Consider the following 16930-nt stretch of genomic DNA (forward strand, 5'->3'; position numbering starts at 1 on the left):
AGCCTCCCAGCCATGGACAGTGGTGTTCCGACACCGCCACGGCAGTTCGCCGTGGCCGGCCGGATTCCGCTCGCCGTGGTCGTCGTGGACGGCGACGGCCTGGTCTCCCACTGGTCGACCGGAGCGCGCAGGCTCTTCGGCCATGCCCGTCAGGAGGCCGTCGGCCGGCCCGCCACCGAACTGCTCCCCGTCACCGGAGCGTTGGCGGCCGACGACGAGTACGAGGGGTACGGCGGCCTCGGCACGGGCCTCGACGCACCGCTGAACGGCCGCACCTCCTACCCGGCGGCGGGCAGGGCCCGGCTCTCCGAACCCGGCAGCGAGCGGCTCGACGTGCTCTGGTGGGCCTACCCCATGGTCGGACCGGGCACCGAGCGACTGCTCGTCCTGGCCGCCGACGCACGGCTGTTCGGAGCCGAGGACGAGAGGGTCGAGCGCATCGCGCCCGGCTTCGCCCTGCACACCGAGTTCTCCGGCTCGGACGAACTGGCGCGCAGGCTCCCCGAGATCCTGCCCAGCATGAGCGTGCAGGAGTCGACACGGATCGTTTCCCAGATCCTCGAACTCGGCTACCCGGTACTGGAGTTCAGTCACCACGACCGGGTGCCGGTCACGCCCGACTGGGGTGTGCCGCGGCGCGCCGAGCGCAGGGCACGGCAGCGGGCGGCCGAAGCGGCCGTCGCCGCGGGCCGGGACGCGGATTCCGCCGATCTGGAGCAGGACCTCGAGTACGCCGCGGTCCGTGAGCGCCTCGAATTCCTCAACGAGGTGAGCGGCCGCATCGGATCCTCCCTCGACCTCTCCCGCACCATCCAGGAGGTCAGCGCGGCCGTCGTACCGCGCTTCACGGATGTCGCGGGCACGTATCTGCGTGAGCAGGTCATCGCGGGCGAAGGTTTCCCGGACGGGCCGCCCGACGCGACCACCCTGTGGCACCGGGTCGCCGTCGAGCACGTCGACGAACCGGGCCGCTGGGACGATGTCGTACCGGTCGGCGAGTCGATGCCGTTCCCCGAGCACACACCGTTCTTCCAGTGCATGACCACCGGTGATCCGGTGCTGGTGCCGAGGATCAGCGAGCAGATGGGCACCGCCATCGCCTCGCAGTTCGAGAAGCGCGACATCCGGCCGCTGATCAACGGCCGCTCCATGCTCGTCGTGCCGCTGAAGGCACGCAACGTCGTCCTGGGCTTCATGGTCCTGCTGCGCCACGCGGAGCGCGCCCTGTTCAACGACATGGACCGGGTGACCGGGGCCGAACTGGCCGCGCGCGCCGGGCTCGTCCTCGACAACGCCCGGATGTACACCTACCAGGAGAGCGTCGCCGAGACGCTCCAGGACTCGATGCTGCCGCAGGTCACCCCGCGGATGGCCGGGTGCGACACGGCCACCCGCTATCTGCCGGGCACCCTGCTCGGCCGGGTCGGCGGCGACTGGTTCGACTCCGTGAAGCTGCCCGGTTCACGGACCGCCCTGGTGGTGGGCGACGTCATGGGTCACGGGCTCAACTCGGCGGCGATGATGGGTCAGTTGCGTACCGCCGTACAGACGATGGCCGCGCTCGACCTGCCTCCCGAGCAGCTGCTGCGCAACCTCGACGACCTCGCCCAGCGCCTCGGCGAGCACTATCTCGCCACCTGTCTGTACGCGGTCTACGACCCCATCCGGCACGAGCTGCTGATGGCGAACGCCGGGCATGTGCCGCCGGTCCTCGTCCGGGCGGCCGACGGGCGCAGCGAACTGCTCGACCTGCCCACCGGCGCCCCGATCGGCGTCGGCGGGGTGCCGTTCCGGAGTGTCCGGGTGCCGGTGGCCCCCGGCGACCGCCTCGTGATGTGCACCGACGGTCTGGTGGAGGTGCGGGGAGAGGACATCGGGGTCGGCCTCGCGACGCTGTGCGAGTCGGCGGCGCACCCGGCCGCCTCGATGGACGAGGCCTGCGACACCATCATCCGATCGCTCAACACCCGTGGTGGGCGCAAGGACGACGTCGCTCTGCTGATGGCCCGGCTCAACGGCATCACTCCCGAGTCGGTCGCGACCTGGGAACTGTCGCTGGAGCCGCGGGAGGCGGCGCGGGCGCGCCGGCTGGTCCGTGGGCAGTTGGCGTCCTGGGGGCTCACCTCGGTGACCGAGACCGTGGAGCTCCTGGTCGGCGAGGTCGTGACCAATGCGATCCGCCATGCGGACGGGCGCCGTGCGGAACTGCGGCTGGTCAGAGCCGAGTCGCTGGTGTGCGAAGTGGCGGACGACGACCACACCCTGCCGACACTGCTCGACACCTCGGGGGACGACGAGGCGGGGCGCGGACTGCGGGTGGTGAGCGCGCTGTCGCGTGAGTGGGGGACCAGCCGTACGGCAGGCGGCAAGACCGTGTGGTTCGAGCTGGCTCTGCCCCGGGCAGGGGCTGCTGCGCGAGCGGGGCGGGCGTAGGGCGCGTCTGGGTCCGCGCCGGCGGGGCACGTGTAAGGCAGACCCGTTTCTGCGCCGGCGAGCCCTCGTGGGCCGACCGTCACGCTGTCGAACGCGACGTGAAGGTATGCACACGATGCTTGTCGCCGTAACAACGGAGCGGTAGACCGATCTTGACGTCGTGTCACATCCTGGGGAGCTGGTCATGAGCGTGACGAGTCGGTACAAGGACGCCTGGGACGGCTTCTGGGGCGAGGCCTCCGGTGAACCGGGATCGGTCCTGTGGGACGCCGAGCCGGCGCTCACCGCGGGACTGCATCTGGCGCTGTACGAGCCGCATGTGGACCACCCCGGACTGACCCTGCTGGACCTCGGCTGCGGCAACGGCACCCAGACCCGCTTCCTCGCCGACCGCTTCCCCACGGTGATGGGCGCCGATCTCTCGGACGCCGCCGTCGAACTCGCCGCGCAGCAGGAGAAGTCCCAGGCCGCGGGCGGCGACGCGCCCTCGGGTGAGATGCGGTTCCGGCAGCTCGACGCCGTCGACACCGACCAGGTGGCCGCACTGCGCGAGGAGCTCGGCGACTGCAACGTCTATATGCGCGGAGTGCTCCACCAGTGCGACCCGCAGGACCGCCAGATCCTTGCCGACACGGTCGCGACCCTGGTCGGTGAGCGGGGGCGGGCGTTCGTGGTGGAGCTGGCGGAGGCCGCGGGACAGCAGCTGGCCCGGCTGGCCCAGGCGGCGTCCGGGCCGCCGCCCAAGCTCCAGCCGGTGTTCCGGCACGGCATCGTGCCCGGAGCGGTGTCGGACGCGGACATGGTCGAGTACTTCCGTACGGCGGGACTCACGGTGTTCGCGAGCGGAAGCCTTCCGCTGACGACGACCGAGTACCAGAAGGATGGTTCGCGGATCGAGCTGCCCTCGAAGTGGCTGGTTCTCGGCCGCCGCTGACGTACGCCCCACGAGTTCCACTGCCCTTTCCCGGCACGGCATATGACTGTCCGTCAGATTCTTCCCCTGTCACCAAAAATTGGTCTGGACCACGACGGTGAACTGTGGTTAGGGTGCGCTGTGGACCCGCACCGCTCACCCCGGTCACGGGTCCGCTCCTGCCGAGCTGCTGATGGGACCGGGCTGTGATCGACATCGTGGTGGTGCTGAGGGCCGAGGACGCGGTTCTCGACTTTCTCTCCGTACTCACCGACCCCGAGGCCCGCGAGGTCCACGTCCTGTGCGCCCGCGCCGCGGAATCGGTGGTGCTGCCCGCCGGAAGCAACCGGGCCGACCGGCTCGCCGCGCTGGCCCGGCGGGAACGGCCGGTGGACGAAGCCGCCGCCTCACCCGGGCCCGGTCCGCTCGCCGAAGCCATCGTCACAGCCGCGGCGGGCCGGGCGGCCCGGGTCTGGACACACTCGCCCGCCGACAACCGGGGCAGCCGCGGCCTGCTCGGGCGGGACGCGGCCACAGCGGCCGGGGGCCTGCCCGTACTCCATGCGGTCGGCTACTCGCCCTACCTCCAGGTCGTCAGCGACCTCGACCGTCCCCTCGACCGCGACCTCGTCGCCGCCAAACTCCGCTTCGTGAACCGTCATTGCGGTCATCTGCTGCGTACCGATTCCGCCCAGCACCGGCTCGACACCGCCCGTATCCCGGCGACCGAACGCTTCTTCGCCGCCGGTGCCGACGAGCGCGAGCGGCTGTTCGCCCTGCTCGCGAGCCTCGGGGACGACGCCGCCTCGGTCGTCGACCCCTGGGAGTTCGCCACCTCCGCCTACGAGCAGGAACGACTCGACGCCACGACCTCGTGGATCGCGGGCTGGTGCACCCTCGACGACGGACCGCTGATCGAGGTCGGCGCCTGCGAGGGAGCACTCACCACCCGGCTCACCGGCAAGGGCTTCGACGTCGAGGCCACCGAGCCCAACGCGCTGTTCCGCGCCCGGCTCGCCGAACGCGTCACCGGCGAGGCCCGCGTGCACCCCGACGACCTCGAGACGCTCGCCGCCGAACGACGTCTTCCGGGCGCCGCGTACCTGCTGATCGAGATGCTCTACTACGGCCAGGATCTCGGCCTCCTGGACAGCCTTCCGGCCGATCTGGTCTTCGTCGCCCTGGAACCGGCGGCCCTCGCCACACGGCTGCGTCCCTGGCTCGCGGCCTCGACGGGCTGGGAACAGGTCGACGAGACCCAACTGGTCTTCCCCGCCGTGGAGTCGGTGTGCGGCGGCCGGGCCTATCTGAGCAAACGCGGCAGCGTCGGCGTCCTGCTGCGCCGGACCGCCGGCTGACATCGCTGTCGCGCCCCGGAGGGCCCCTGTGTACGACGTCTGTGTCGGGCTCGGATACCACTGCGAGTCGACCTACCAGATCCGGCGCATCACCGGCAGCGACCGCGCGCACTTCTTCGACTGGCTGGACCTGGAGTTCGAGTCCGTGCTCGAAGCCGTGGAATCCGACTTCCGCAATGTACTGCGGCCCGGGCTGACCGAGCCGTTCGGCGACGGAGCCTGCGCACTCGACCGGGGGTCCGACATCCGGTTCTTCCACGAGTTCCGGGCCGCGGAGGGACAACCGCTGACCGCGGACGACATCGCGCGGCAGTTCCCGGCGGTCAGGGCCAAGTTCGAGCACCTGGCAGCGCGGTGGCGGGAGCTGACCTCCTCCGACGCCCGGGTCCTCTATGTGCACCACGACGCGTTCGACGAACTCACAGCGGCCGACCTCCGACGGCTTCGAGCACTGCTGTCCGCCCGCAGCCCCGGCCACCGGTTCACGCTGCTCTGGCTGCGCCGGACGCCCCCACCGGACGCCGCCGCGCTGCCGCCGGGCATCGCCTGGGACACCGTCGCGGCCCGGCCCGGACGCTGGGAAGGCGACGACGGCGCCTGGGACGCCGCGTTCGCCCGGCTCGCCCCGCACGTCCTGTGGCCCGGATCCGGCTGATCCCTGAACCCCCGGGGGCCACGGTTCCCCGGAGGGCGGGCGCCGCCCGACCCCTCCCGCCCGTCCGACCCCACCGAGGAGCCCATGTCTGTGTCCGCACACCCCTTGTGGCGCACGGTCGTCCTCTCGCCGCACTTCGACGACGCCGCGCTCTCCCTGGGCGGGCTGCTGCCCCTGCTGCCCGGGCCGACCGCGATCGTCACCGTGTACGGCGGCGCCCCGCCCGCGGACGCTCCGACGTCCTGGTGGGACAGCTCCTGCGGCTTCTCCTCCGCGGCCGAGGCCCACCGGTGCCGCCGGGCCGAGGACGCCGCGGCGTGCGACCTGCTCGGTGCCGAACAGGTGGTGCTCGACCATCCCGACGGTCCCTACGCCGACAGCGCCGAACTCCCCGGCCTGGACGCCTTTGTGGAGACTCTCGCGCCGGATGTCCGCCTCCTCGTCCCGCTCGGCACGAACCAGCCCGACCACGCGACGGTGCGGCGCCGGGCCCTGAAGGTCCTCGCCGGCCTCCGCGCGCCCCTGCCCTGGGTCTACGCGGACCTCCCCTACACCGGCCATCTGCCCGAGTGGGGAACCGACGAGGCCGACGCCGCCCTCAGGGCGAACACCACCTACGGCCCGGCGTACCGGGAACTGCTGGACGGCCACCGCACCACGGTCCGGCACGGTCTGCGCCTCGACGACGACCAGTGGGCACGCAAGCGGGCGGCCGTGCTGTGCCACGGCTCGCAGCAGGCCATGCTCGCCGGTGACCACGGCGGATTCCTCGCCCGCACGGGACCGCTGAGCGCCGAGTTGGTCTGGTCCCTGGAGCCCGGGACACCTCCGGACGCGGGGTCCTGACGTCGGCGGACGGCGCGCGTTGACCGGAACGGGTGATGCCAGTGGTCCACCCCAGAGGCAGTTATCCACAGGGCTGGTCGACGTGCCGGGCGACGCGTACGGTTTCGTCGCATGAAGATCCTCATCAGCGCCGACATGGAGGGCGCCACCGGTGTCACCTGGCCTGCCGACGTGCTGCCGGGCACTCCCCAGTGGGAGCGCTGCCGGGTCCTGTTCACCTCCGATGTGAACGCCGCGGCTGTCGGCTTCTTCGACGGCGGCGCCGATGAGGTGCTCATCAACGAAGCGCACTGGACCATGCGCAATCTGCTGCTGGAGCAGCTGGACGAGCGGGTGCAGATGCTCACCGGGAAGCACAAGTCGCTGTCCATGGTCGAGGGCGTGCAGCACGGCGACGTGGACGGCATCGCCTTCGTCGGCTATCACACGGGCGCCGGCACCCAGGGCGTGCTCGCGCACACCTACCTGGCCAACTCGATCACGGGCGTATGGCTGAACGGCACCCGGGCGAGCGAGGGCCTGCTGAACGCGCACGTGGTCGCGGAGTACGGCGTGCCGGTCGTCCTCGTCACCGGGGACGACCTGACCTGCGTCGACGCCGGGGGATACGCGCCCGCGGCCCGCACGGTCGCGGTGAAGGACCATGTCTCGCGGTACGCGGCGGTGTGCCGCACCCCGGCCCGTACCGCGGCCGACATCCGTGCCGCGGCCAAGGAGGCGACCGCGCTCGCCGTGCGCCACGATCCGGTGCGCGGCGGGCCGTTCACCGTGGAGCTGGAATTCGACGCGGACCATCTGGCGGCCGCCGCCACCGTCGTGCCCGGGGTCGCGGGCAGCGGGGAACGGCGGGTCGCCTACAGCAGCGAGACCATGTTCGAAGGCATCCGCGCTTTCAAAGCGGTCACGACGATCGTCTCGGCGGCGATGGAGGAGCAGTATGGCTGACGTGACAGGGCCCATCGACGACCGGGCGCTCGAGGAGGTGGTGACCTTCACCTCCGAGCTCATCCGGATCGACACGACCAACCGCGGGGGCGGGGACTGCGTCGAGCGGCCCGCCGCGGAGTATGTGGCGCAGCGGCTCGCCGACGCCGGAATCGAACCGACCCTGCTGGAGCGCACCCCCGGACGCACCAATGTCGTCGCGCGCATCGAGGGCACCGATCCGTCGGCCGACGCCCTGCTGGTCCACGGTCATCTGGACGTCGTGCCCGCCGAACCCGACGACTGGACGGTGCACCCCTTCTCCGGTGAGATCCGCGACGGCGTCGTCTGGGGCCGCGGCGCGGTCGACATGAAGAACATGGACGCGATGATCCTGGCGGTCGTCCGGGCCTGGGCCAGGGCGGGCGTCAGGCCCCGGCGGGACATCGTCATCGCCTACACCGCCGACGAGGAGGCCAGCGCGGCCGACGGCTCCGGCTTCCTCGCCGACGAGCACCCCGGTCTCTTCGAGGGGTGCACGGAAGGGATCAGCGAGTCCGGGGCGTTCAGCTTTCACGCCGGTCCCGGGATGACGCTCTACCCCATCGCCGCGGGGGAGCGGGGCACCGCCTGGCTCAAGCTCACCGCACACGGGCGGGCCGGTCACGGCTCCAAGGTCAACCGGACCAACGCGGTCAGCCGCCTCGCGGCCGCCGTCGCCAGGATCGGGGACCACCGGTGGCCGCTGCGGCTCACCCCGACAGTGCGTGCGGCTCTCGCCGAGCTCGCCGCCCTTCAGGGCCTCGACGCCGATGTGGAAGCCGACGACTTCGACGCGGACGAACTGATGCTGAAGCTCGGCACGTCCGCGGCCCTCGTCGAGCCGACCGTGCGCAACAGCGCCAATCCGACCATGCTGGACGCCGGCTACAAGATCAATGTGATCCCCGGCCATGCCACGGCATTCGTCGACGGACGCATGGTGCCCGGCGGCGAGGACGAGTTCCGCGAGACCATGGACCGGCTGACGGGACCGGACGTGGACTGGGAGTTCCATCACCGGGAGGTGCCCCTCCAGGCACCCGTCGACTCCCCGACCTTCGCCCAACTGCGCGCGGCCGTCGAGCGGTTCGACCCCGAAGGCCATGTCGTGCCGTACTGCATGCCGGGCGGCACCGATGCCAAGCAGTTCTCCCGGCTCGGGATCACGGGCTACGGCTTCTCGCCGCTGAAGCTGCCCCACGGCTACGACTACGCGGCGATGTTCCACGGTGTCGACGAGCGGGTCCCGGTGGAGGCACTCCACTTCGGGGTGCGGGTGCTCGACCATTATCTGCGGTCCGCATAGGGGGAGTTGGAATGGTACCGACAGGAGCCTACGGAACGTGGCCGTCGCCGATCGACGCGGCGCTCGCCGCGTCGCACAGCGGCAGGCCCGAGTTCCCCGGCATGGTCGGTGACGAGGTCTGGTGGACGGCGCCGCGCCCCACCGAAGGCGGCAGACGGGCCCTGATGCGCCGCCGGGCCGACGGCGTCGAGGAATCCGTGCTCCCCGCTCCGTGGAACGTCCGCAGCCGCGTCATCGAGTACGGCGGACACCCCTGGGACGGCGTCGTGGAAGGCGACGGCGGAGCGCTCGTCGTCTTCGTGAACTTCGTCGACCAGCGGCTGTACGCCTACGAGCCGGACGAGCCCGGTGCCGAGCCGCGCCCCCTCACGCCGTTGTCGTCGGTCGGCGGGGGCCTGCGCTGGGCCGAGCCGAGGATCCACGCCGAGCGGAACGAAGTGTGGTGCGTGCTGGAGGAGTTCACCGGCGCGGCACCCACCGATGTGCGGCGCGTGATCGCTGCCGTGCCACTGGACGGCTCGGCAGCCCGGGACCGCGGCGCCGTGCGGGAGCTCTCCGACGACCGCCACCGCTTCGTCACCGGGCCGCGGCTCTCGCCGGACGGACGCCACGCGGCCTGGATCGCCTGGGACCATCCGCGGATGCCCTGGGACGGCACCGTGGTGATGCTCGGCGAGGTCACCCACGACGGCCCGTTCGCCTCGGTGCGCCCCGTCGTCGGCGAGAGCGACGAGTCCGTCTGCCAGGTCGACTGGGCTCCGGACGGCTCGCTGCTCTTCGTCTCCGACGCCGGCAACTGGTGGGAGCTCCAGCGCGTCCGGCCGGAAGCCCTCGGGTCCGGTGTCGCGCGGCCCACCCCGCTGTGCCCCGGCCGCGGGGAGGAGTTCGGCGGGCCGCTGTGGAAGCTGGGCCTCACCTGGTTCCGCCCCCTGGCCGACGGACTCGTCGCCGTGATCCACGGCAAGGGCGCCACCACCCTCGGGATACTCGACCCGGAGACCGGCGAACTCGTGGACGCCGCCGGGCCCTGGACCGACTGGGCCCCCATGCTCACCGTGCACGGCGACCGGGTGATCGGCGTGGCGGCCAGCCCCCGCAGCGCCTACGAGATCGTCGAGCTGGACACCCGCACGGGGCGTACCCGGGTCATCGGCTCGGCGCATGACGACCCGGTGGACCCGGCGTACTACCCGGAGCCGCAGATCCGTACCTTCGCCGGTCCCGACAACCGTGCGATCCATGCGCACATCTACCCGCCGCACAGCCCCGACCGGGTGGCGCCCGACGACGAGCTGCCGCCCTTCGTGATCTGGGCCCACGGCGGCCCCACCAGTCAGGTCCCCCTCGTCCTCGACCTGGAGATCGCCTACTTCACCTCGCGCGGCATCGGGGTCGCCGAGGTGAACTACGGCGGCTCCACCGGATACGGCAGGGAATACCGCGAGCGCCTGCGCGAGCAGTGGGGGGTCGTCGACGTCGAGGACTGTGCGGCCGTCGCCGCCTCCCTCGCCGCCGAGGGCACCGCGGACCCGGCCCGCCTCGCCATCCGTGGCGGCAGCGCCGGAGGATGGACCACCGCCGCATCCCTGACCAGCACCGATGTGTACGCCTGCGGCACGGTCATCTACCCCGTGCTGGACCTGGTGAGCTGGGCCGCGAGCGAGACCCACGACTTCGAGTCCCGCTATCTGGAGTCGTTGATCGGACCGATCGACGAGGTGCCCGGCCGCTATCGCGAGCGCTCGCCGTCGGAGCACGTCGACCGGATCTCCACACCGTTCCTGCTGCTCCAGGGTCTCGACGACGTCATCTGCCCGCCCGTGCAGTGCGAGCGGTTCCTGGCGCGGATGGCGGGCCGCGGTGTGCCGCACGCCTACATCGCCTTCGAGGGGGAGGGTCACGGCTTCCGCCGCGCGGAGACCATGATCCGCGCCTTGGAGGCCGAACTCTCCCTGTACGCACAGACCTTCGGGATCGCCCGGTCCGACATCCCGCTGCTGGAGCTCAAGAAGTGACCGTCACGCCCCTGACGCGGCCCCGACGACTGCGGGCGGGGGACAGGGTCGCCGTCGTCGCACCGAGCGGTCCCGTCCCCGACGACCGCCTGGAGGAGGGCCTCGGCATCCTGCGGGGCTGGGGCCTGGAGCCTGTCGTGATGCCCCATGTCCGGGGGCGGCACCCGGAGTTCTGGTACCTCTCCGCATCCGACGACGACCGCGCCCGGGACCTGACCGAGGCCTGGTGCGACCCCTCGGTGTCGGCCGTCATCTGCGCCCGCGGGGGCTACGGCGCGCAGCGCATGACCGACCTCCTCGACTGGACGGCCATACGGTCCGCCGGGTCCAAGGTGTTCGTCGGTTACAGCGATGTGACCGCCCTGCACGAGGCGTTCGCGACCCGCATGGGCCTTGCCACACTGCACGGGCCGATGGTGGGTGCGGTCACCTTCCTCAAGGACGACCGCACGCAGGAGTCGCTGCGGGCCACACTGTTCGAGCCGGAGTCGGTGCGCACACTCGGCCTGGACACGGCCCGCACGATGATCCCCGGCCGGGCCCGGGGCGTCACCCTCGGCGGTTGCGTCAGCCTCCTCGCCGCGGACCTCGGCACACCGCACGCCAGACCCTCCGCCCGGGGCGGACTGCTGCTGCTGGAGGACGTGGGCGAAGAGGACTACCGCCTCGACCGGGTGCTCACCCAGCTCCTGCGCACCGGCTGGCTCGACGGCGTCGCGGGTGTCGCCCTCGGCTCCTGGGCGCAGTGCGGCCCGTACGAACAGATCCGGGCCGTCCTCCGGGACCGGCTGGGCGGCCTCGGTGTCCCGGTGGTCGAGGAGCTGGGCTTCGGGCACAGCGACACCGCTCTGACGATGCCGCTCGGCGTTCCGGCGGTGCTGGACGCCGAGTCGTGCACCCTCACGCTGGACGAGCCGGCGCTGATCTGACGACGGTCAGTTGCCGAGCGCCGCGTACCCCGGCCTGATGACCTCGTCGATCAGCCGGCGGCGCTCCGGCAGCGGCAGGAACGCGGACTCGACCGCGGCGACCGTGAGCTCCTCGAAGATCTCGGGCCCGTAGCCGAACGCGTCGGCCATGTGCTGGAACTCCTGGCTCATGGTCGTCCCCGACACCAGTCGGTTGTCGGTGTTGAGCGTGACGCGGAAGCCGAGGCGGCGCAGCAGGTCGAGCGGGTGCGTCGCGTAGTCCTTGGCCGCCCCCGTCTGGAGGTTGGAGGTCGGGCAGACCTCCAGCGCGATGCTGTTGTCCCGGACGTAGGCGGCGAGCCCGCCCAGCTCCGCCGTGCCGTCGTCGTGCACCGTGATGTCGTCGGTGATGCGCACACCGTGCCCGATCCGCTCGGCGCCGCAGATCTGCACGGCCTCGTGGATCGACTCGGCTCCCACGGCCTCGCCCGCGTGGATCGTGAAGTGGCAGTTGTGCCGCTTCAGATGCTGGAAGGCGGGCAGATGGCGGGCCGGCGGGTTGCCGATCTCGCCGCCCGCGATGTCGAAGCCCGCCACTCCACGGTCCCGGTGGGCAACCGTGAGCTCCGCTATCTCCAGCGACCGGTCGGTGTGACGCATGCCGGTGAGCAGGGCGCGGACGGTGATCCGGCCGTCCGCGCGGCGCTCGCCCTCGCGGAATCCGGCGTTGACCGCGTCGACGACCTCGTCGAGGGTCAGACCGCGCTCCAGGTGCTGCTCGGGGGCGTAGCGCACCTCGGCGTAGACGACGCCGTCCGCCGCCAGGTCCTCGGCACACTCCGCCGCGATACGCTCCAGCGCCTCGCGGGTCTGCATCACCGCGCAGGTGTGGGCGAAGGTCTCCAGATAGCGCTCGAGCGAGCCGGAGTCCGCCGCGTCACGGAACCAGGTCGCGAGCGCGGCCGGGTCCTCGGTGGGCAGATCGCGGTAGCCGCATTCCCGGGCCAGTTCGATGATCGTGGCGGGGCGCAGGCCGCCGTCGAGGTGGTCGTGGAGGACGGCCTTGGGCGCGCGCAGGATGTCAGACAAGTGCATGCACCGGGAGTGTACGGCACCATCTCCGGGTGGGCCGTGACGGCCGTCTCACGGGCCGGCCGGTCAGTTCGTCTGGAGCACCGGCATCGCGGGCGCGCCCGTCGGCAGCATGTGCTTGGCGGCCAGGATCGCGGTGTCCCCGACCCGTACCACCTGCGTGATCAGTACGGCGGGGGTGTCGGCCGCCCGGCCCAGCTGCTCGCCGCGCCGCCGGCCGAGCAGCGTCGCGCTCACCGCGCTGTGCGCGGTCAGGGCCACCCCGCGCGAGGCGCCGGTCAGGACGGCGAGCATCGAGCCGGCAGGGGCGGACGCGGTGCGCAGCGCCTCGGCGAAGTCGCGGTGCGCCTTCTCCAGCACCTCGTCGGCGGCCGCCCACTCCTGACTGAGCGCAGCCGCCGTACCGTCTCCGGCCAGCAGGGACTCCCAGAACCGCAGCTCCGCACCGGCCGGTGCCAGCAGATGCTGGGTGGTGAAGTCGGTGGGTTCCTCGACCGTGCGCAGCAGCGGCCGCACCCGGAGCGGGGAGCCCGCGGCGAGCAGGTCCTCCAGCGGCTGGATGTGCTCGTAGCCCCGCCGGGGCGGACGATCGCTCACGGTCCTGCCGACTCCCCGCCGGACCGAGAGCAGTCCGTCCTCCTGGAGCAGGAGCAGGGCCTCGCGCAGGGCGGGTCTGCTCACGCCCAGTTCACCGGCCAGCCGGGGTTCCGACGGCAGGGTGGATCCGGGCGGGTAGGTGCCGTCGTGGATCGCGTCGGCGATCCGCTCGTACAGCACGACGACCGGTCTGCGCTGCTGACCGCCGACTGCCATGGCCCCTCCTCGGTTCGCCTCGACCACTTGTCAGACAAGGATGGTGAACGGCGCTCAGGGTGGCAAGCCGCCGACGGCCGGTGTCGTCAGCTTGCCATGCCTCCACCCGTACGCCTGGCTCCGGTGTCCGGCAGGCCCCGGTCCGCGGGTGGAGACCTGACGCGATGTCGGATTCCTCCGCCCGCTTTCCTCCCGCCGCCTTCCTCGCGTCGCGCACATTGAAGACCCGGTGGACGCGCGTGAGGATGGAACGATGCGAAATATCGTGATCGTCGACGCTCCCTCGAACCTGGGCCTGCGCCCGCCCGCCCCCGGAGCCGTGCCGGGCTGCTACAAGCTCGCCGGCGCGCTGCGCGAACAGCGCATCGTTCAGCGGCTCGGAGCCTTCGAGGGCGGTGTCGTCGTACCGCCCCGCTACGACCGGGGCGACTGGCAGGAGGGCGACGGAGTCTTCAACGCCGGCGCGATCGCCGCGTACACCCCCAGGCTCGCGGACCGCATCGAACACCATGTGCGCGCCGGTGACTTCCCTCTGGTCCTCGGCGGCGACTGCTCGATCCAGCTCGGCGCCTCGCTCGCCCTGCGCCGGCTCGGCCGGTACGGACTCGCCGCGGTCGACGCCTCCGCGGACTTCCGGCACCCCGGCAACTCCGCGCACGTGGGCGCGGCGGCCGGTGAGGAACTGGCACTCGCCACCGGGCGCGGCCAGGAGGACCTGACGAACCTGGAAGGGCTGCGTCCCTACCTGCGGGACGAGGACATCCGGCTGATCGGCATCCGCGACTGCTTCCACGACGACCGCGCCGAACTCGCCGAGCTGAAGATCCCCACGATGACCGTGGCGGAACTGCGGGAGTGGGGCATCCCCGAACTGACGTCGGCCGTCGTGCAGACCCTCGAAGTGCCCCCGCTGGAGGGCTACTGGGTCCATCTCGACGCCGATGTGCTGGACCCGCGCGTCATGCCCGCCGTCGACAGCCCCGACCCGGACGGCCTGCTGCCGCACGAACTGACGCTGCTGCTCAAGGGACTGGTGCGGTCGCCCCGCTGCGTGGGCATGAATGTGACCGTGTACGACCCCGATCTCGACCCTGAGGGCGGCGCGGGAGCGCTGCTCACCGACCTGATCGTCGCCGCCTTCACCGAGGACTGACCCCCCGAGCCCTCTGGCCGGGGCGGCGACAAAGCTGTTCCATGGTCGTCGGGTTGCCGCCGGAACCGTCGGCCGGCCCCGCGGCGAGCAAAGCGAGGTTGCCTTGGCCACGACCGTCCGGCGCACCGTACTGACCCTGCCCGCAGCCCCCGTGGGGCCGCCGAACCCGCTGCCCGCGCTGCGACCGCTCGACGAGATGCACGCGATCGACGAGCGGACCAGAGTGGAACTGCCGCGTGAGATGGCGCGGCAGATCGGCTACGAGCCGTTGCGCACCCTGCTGCCGGTGCGTGTGCTCGACGGCTACGGCCGCGACCGCGCCGCCGCCGATCTCGACGCGATCGTCATCGAGAACGACCACCTGCGTGCGACCGTGCTCCCGGGCCTCGGCGGCCGGATCCACTCGCTGCACCACAAGCCCACCGGCCGTGAACTCCTGTACCGCAACCCGGTGTTCCAGCCTGCCGACTTCGCGCTCAACGGTGCCTGGTACTCCGGCGGCATCGAGTGGAACATCGGCGCGACCGGCCACACCACGCTGTCCTGCGCACCCCTGCACGCGGCCGTCGTGCCCGCCCCGGACGGCGGCGAGATGGTCAGGCTCTGGGAGTGGGAACGGCTGCGGGACCTGCCCTTCCAGGTCGATCTGTGGCTTCCCGCCGACTCCGCGTTCCTTCATGTCGGCGTGCGGATCCGCAATCCTCACGAGAAGCCCGCGCCCGTGTACTGGTGGTCCAACATCGCCGTCGAGGAGCACGCGACCACCCGCGTGCTCGCCCCCGCCGACGAGGCCTGGCACTTCGGCTACGAACGCAGCCTGCGCCGGGTGCCCGTGCCGGAGTACCGCGGTGCGGACCGGACGTACCCGCTGCGCAGTGAGTACCCGGCGGACTACTTCTACGAAGTCCCTCCCGAAGCGCGCAAGTGGATCACCTCCCTGGACGCCGCGGGACAGGGGCTCGTCCAGACGTCGACCGACACCCTGCGCGGCCGGAAGCTGTTCCTGTGGGGCTCCGGACGCGGTGGCCGGCGCTGGCAGCAGTGGCTGACCGAGCCGGACACCCCGGGATATGCCGAGATCCAGGCCGGTCTCGCCCGCACCCAGCTGGAACACGTACGGCTGGACGGCGGCGAGGAGTTCAGCTGGCTGGAGTCGTACGGCCCGCTGGCCGCGGACCCCGGCACGGTGCACGGCGAGGACTGGGGCGCCGCCCGTGCCGAGGTGGAGGCGCGCCTCGCGGACGCGCTGCCGCGCGAGGCCGTCGACGCCGCGTACGAGGCCTGGCTGCCCTGCGCGGACGCCGAGCCGGGCGCCCGGCTCGCCCGCGGATCCGGCTGGGGCGCGCTCGAAGTCCAGCGCGGTGGTCACAAACTGCCCGGCACACCCTTCGACGAGTCGACACTCGGCGAGGAACAGGCGCCCTGGCGCGAGCTGTTGACCTCCGGTGTCCTGCCCGAGCCGCGCCGCGTCGCCCCGCCGGGCCCCTCACTCGTCGCGCCGCACTGGCGGGACATGCTGGAGACCGCTCCCGCCGACCCGCTGACCGAATACCACCTGGGTGTCGCCCAGTGGCACGCCGGCGATCTCGCGCAGGCCGTCCGGAGCTGGGAGCGGGGACTGGCACTCGCCCCCTCGCGCTGGCCGTTGCTGCGCTGCCTCGCCGTCGCCGACCAGGAGGGCGGCAACGGCCAACGGGCCGCCGACCGCTATCTGGAGGCCTTCGACGACCTGTGCCAGGAGCGTCGCGACGACGGCGAGGCGTGGACGGCGGCGCTGGCGGCTCTCGCCCGTGAGGCGATCGACGCCCTCCTCGCGGCCGACCGCCCCGCCGACGCCCGCTCGGTCTGGTCCCGGCTGCGTCCGGCGGTACGGCAGCGCGGCCGGTTCCGTCTCGCGGAGGCCAGACTGCTCCTGGCCGAAGGCCGGCCGCGGGAGGCGCGGGCGGTCTTCGACGAGGGCTTCGAGGTCGCCGACCTGCGGGAGGGTGCGGAGATCCTCAACGAGGTCTGGGCGGCCACGACGGACGACCCGCTGCCCGACGCGTACGAGTACCGGATGCGGCCCCAGGGCTGACGCACGCGCCCCGGCGGCCGGTGCTCAGACCGCCTTGCGGTCGACGTACTCGAAGACCGTGCCGTCGGGGTGAACGGCGATCAGATTGCGGCCCGCCGGGGTGGGGACCGGTCCTGCCACGACCTGCGCGCCGGCCTGGGAGAGGGTGGCGTACGCGTCGTCCACGTCGGCGACCGCGATCGTCGCCGTCACCTTGCGCAGCACTTCGAGCTCCGACTCGGGGCCGCTCATCAGCAGGAAGCAGCCGACGGCCGCCACCGAGACACCGCCGCGCTCGAAGCGCATCGGCTCGGTGCCGGTGAGGCCTTGGTAGAAGGCCGCCGCGGCCTCCAGGTCGTCGACGCAGATGCGCAGCGTGGTTCCCAGGATCTCCATACGCAGAGCCTAGTAAAAGGGGG

General features: G+C 72.0%; 14 protein-coding genes. 11 read left to right on the forward strand and 3 right to left on the reverse strand.

The genetic code is table 11. The annotated features are described in order from the left end of the window. Positions 1-12: 12 nt before the first annotated feature. The 9 genes from ACQPWZ_RS29340 to ACQPWZ_RS29380 all read left to right on the forward strand — a co-directional run bounded on the left by ACQPWZ_RS29340 (position 13) and on the right by ACQPWZ_RS29380 (position 11421). The gene (locus ACQPWZ_RS29340; RefSeq protein ID WP_433572801.1) at positions 13-2433 is read left to right on the forward strand and encodes an ATP-binding SpoIIE family protein phosphatase; all 2421 of its coding nucleotides are present in this window, start codon (positions 13-15) and stop codon (positions 2431-2433) included. Positions 2434-2617: 184 nt separating this feature from the next. Continuing rightward, entirely contained in the window at positions 2618-3367 is a 750-nt protein-coding gene (locus ACQPWZ_RS29345; protein ID WP_433572802.1) for a class I SAM-dependent methyltransferase, read from the forward strand. Between the two features lie 185 nt (positions 3368-3552). Then, positions 3553-4704 carry an SAM-dependent methyltransferase gene (locus ACQPWZ_RS29350; protein WP_433572803.1) on the forward strand — a complete coding sequence of 384 codons (1152 nt, stop codon included), beginning with the start codon at positions 3553-3555 and terminating at the stop codon, positions 4702-4704. A gap of 28 nt (positions 4705-4732) precedes the next feature. Then, positions 4733-5359, forward strand: a complete 627-nt coding sequence (locus ACQPWZ_RS29355; protein ID WP_433572804.1) for a papain-like cysteine peptidase — start codon at positions 4733-4735, stop codon at positions 5357-5359. Positions 5360-5443: 84 nt separating this feature from the next. Then, positions 5444-6205, forward strand: a complete 762-nt coding sequence (locus ACQPWZ_RS29360) for a PIG-L deacetylase family protein (RefSeq protein WP_433572805.1) — start codon at positions 5444-5446, stop codon at positions 6203-6205. Positions 6206-6316: 111 nt separating this feature from the next. Beyond that, positions 6317-7150 carry a M55 family metallopeptidase gene (locus ACQPWZ_RS29365; protein WP_433572806.1) on the forward strand — a complete coding sequence of 278 codons (834 nt, stop codon included), beginning with the start codon at positions 6317-6319 and terminating at the stop codon, positions 7148-7150. After that, the gene (locus tag ACQPWZ_RS29370) at positions 7143-8477 is read left to right on the forward strand and encodes a M20/M25/M40 family metallo-hydrolase (RefSeq protein ID WP_356703782.1); all 1335 of its coding nucleotides are present in this window, start codon (positions 7143-7145) and stop codon (positions 8475-8477) included. The genes ACQPWZ_RS29365 and ACQPWZ_RS29370 overlap by 8 nt, the downstream gene beginning before the upstream one ends. An 11-nt stretch (positions 8478-8488) precedes the next feature. Continuing rightward, positions 8489-10492: a prolyl oligopeptidase family serine peptidase gene (locus ACQPWZ_RS29375; protein WP_340476288.1), complete on the forward strand. Its 2004-nt coding sequence runs from the start codon at positions 8489-8491 to the stop codon at positions 10490-10492. Further along, the gene (locus ACQPWZ_RS29380) at positions 10489-11421 is read left to right on the forward strand and encodes a S66 peptidase family protein (RefSeq protein ID WP_405573890.1); all 933 of its coding nucleotides are present in this window, start codon (positions 10489-10491) and stop codon (positions 11419-11421) included. The genes ACQPWZ_RS29375 and ACQPWZ_RS29380 overlap by 4 nt, the downstream gene beginning before the upstream one ends. Before the next feature lie 6 nt (positions 11422-11427). Here ACQPWZ_RS29380 and ACQPWZ_RS29385 read toward each other — a convergent pair whose 3' ends face one another. Both ACQPWZ_RS29385 and ACQPWZ_RS29390 read right to left on the reverse strand, forming a co-directional pair. Further along, the gene (locus tag ACQPWZ_RS29385; protein ID WP_433572807.1) at positions 11428-12495 is read right to left on the reverse strand and encodes an adenosine deaminase; all 1068 of its coding nucleotides are present in this window, start codon (positions 12493-12495) and stop codon (positions 11428-11430) included. A 63-nt stretch (positions 12496-12558) separates the two neighbouring features. Further along, positions 12559-13305 (reverse strand): GntR family transcriptional regulator, encoded by a 747-nt coding sequence (locus ACQPWZ_RS29390; RefSeq protein WP_340476291.1) that lies wholly within the window; start codon positions 13303-13305, stop codon positions 12559-12561. A gap of 253 nt (positions 13306-13558) precedes the next feature. Here ACQPWZ_RS29390 and ACQPWZ_RS29395 point away from each other — a divergent pair, with 253 nt between their 5' ends. Together ACQPWZ_RS29395 and ACQPWZ_RS29400 are read left to right on the forward strand one after the other, a co-directional pair. Beyond that, the gene (locus ACQPWZ_RS29395) at positions 13559-14458 is read left to right on the forward strand and encodes an arginase family protein (RefSeq protein ID WP_433572808.1); all 900 of its coding nucleotides are present in this window, start codon (positions 13559-13561) and stop codon (positions 14456-14458) included. Between the two features lie 103 nt (positions 14459-14561). Further along, positions 14562-16532: a DUF5107 domain-containing protein gene (locus ACQPWZ_RS29400; RefSeq protein ID WP_433572809.1), complete on the forward strand. Its 1971-nt coding sequence runs from the start codon at positions 14562-14564 to the stop codon at positions 16530-16532. A 24-nt stretch (positions 16533-16556) separates the two neighbouring features. On the opposite strand, the gene ACQPWZ_RS29405 is transcribed toward ACQPWZ_RS29400, so the two are convergent. Further along, complete coding sequence (locus ACQPWZ_RS29405) at positions 16557-16907, reverse strand: VOC family protein (RefSeq protein ID WP_340476294.1); 351 nt, start codon at positions 16905-16907, stop codon at positions 16557-16559. Positions 16908-16930: the final 23 nt, after the last annotated feature.

It is taken from the genome of Streptomyces sp. CA-251247 (genome assembly GCF_050952975.1).
Classification (GTDB): domain Bacteria; phylum Actinomycetota; class Actinomycetes; order Streptomycetales; family Streptomycetaceae; genus Streptomyces; species Streptomyces achmelvichensis.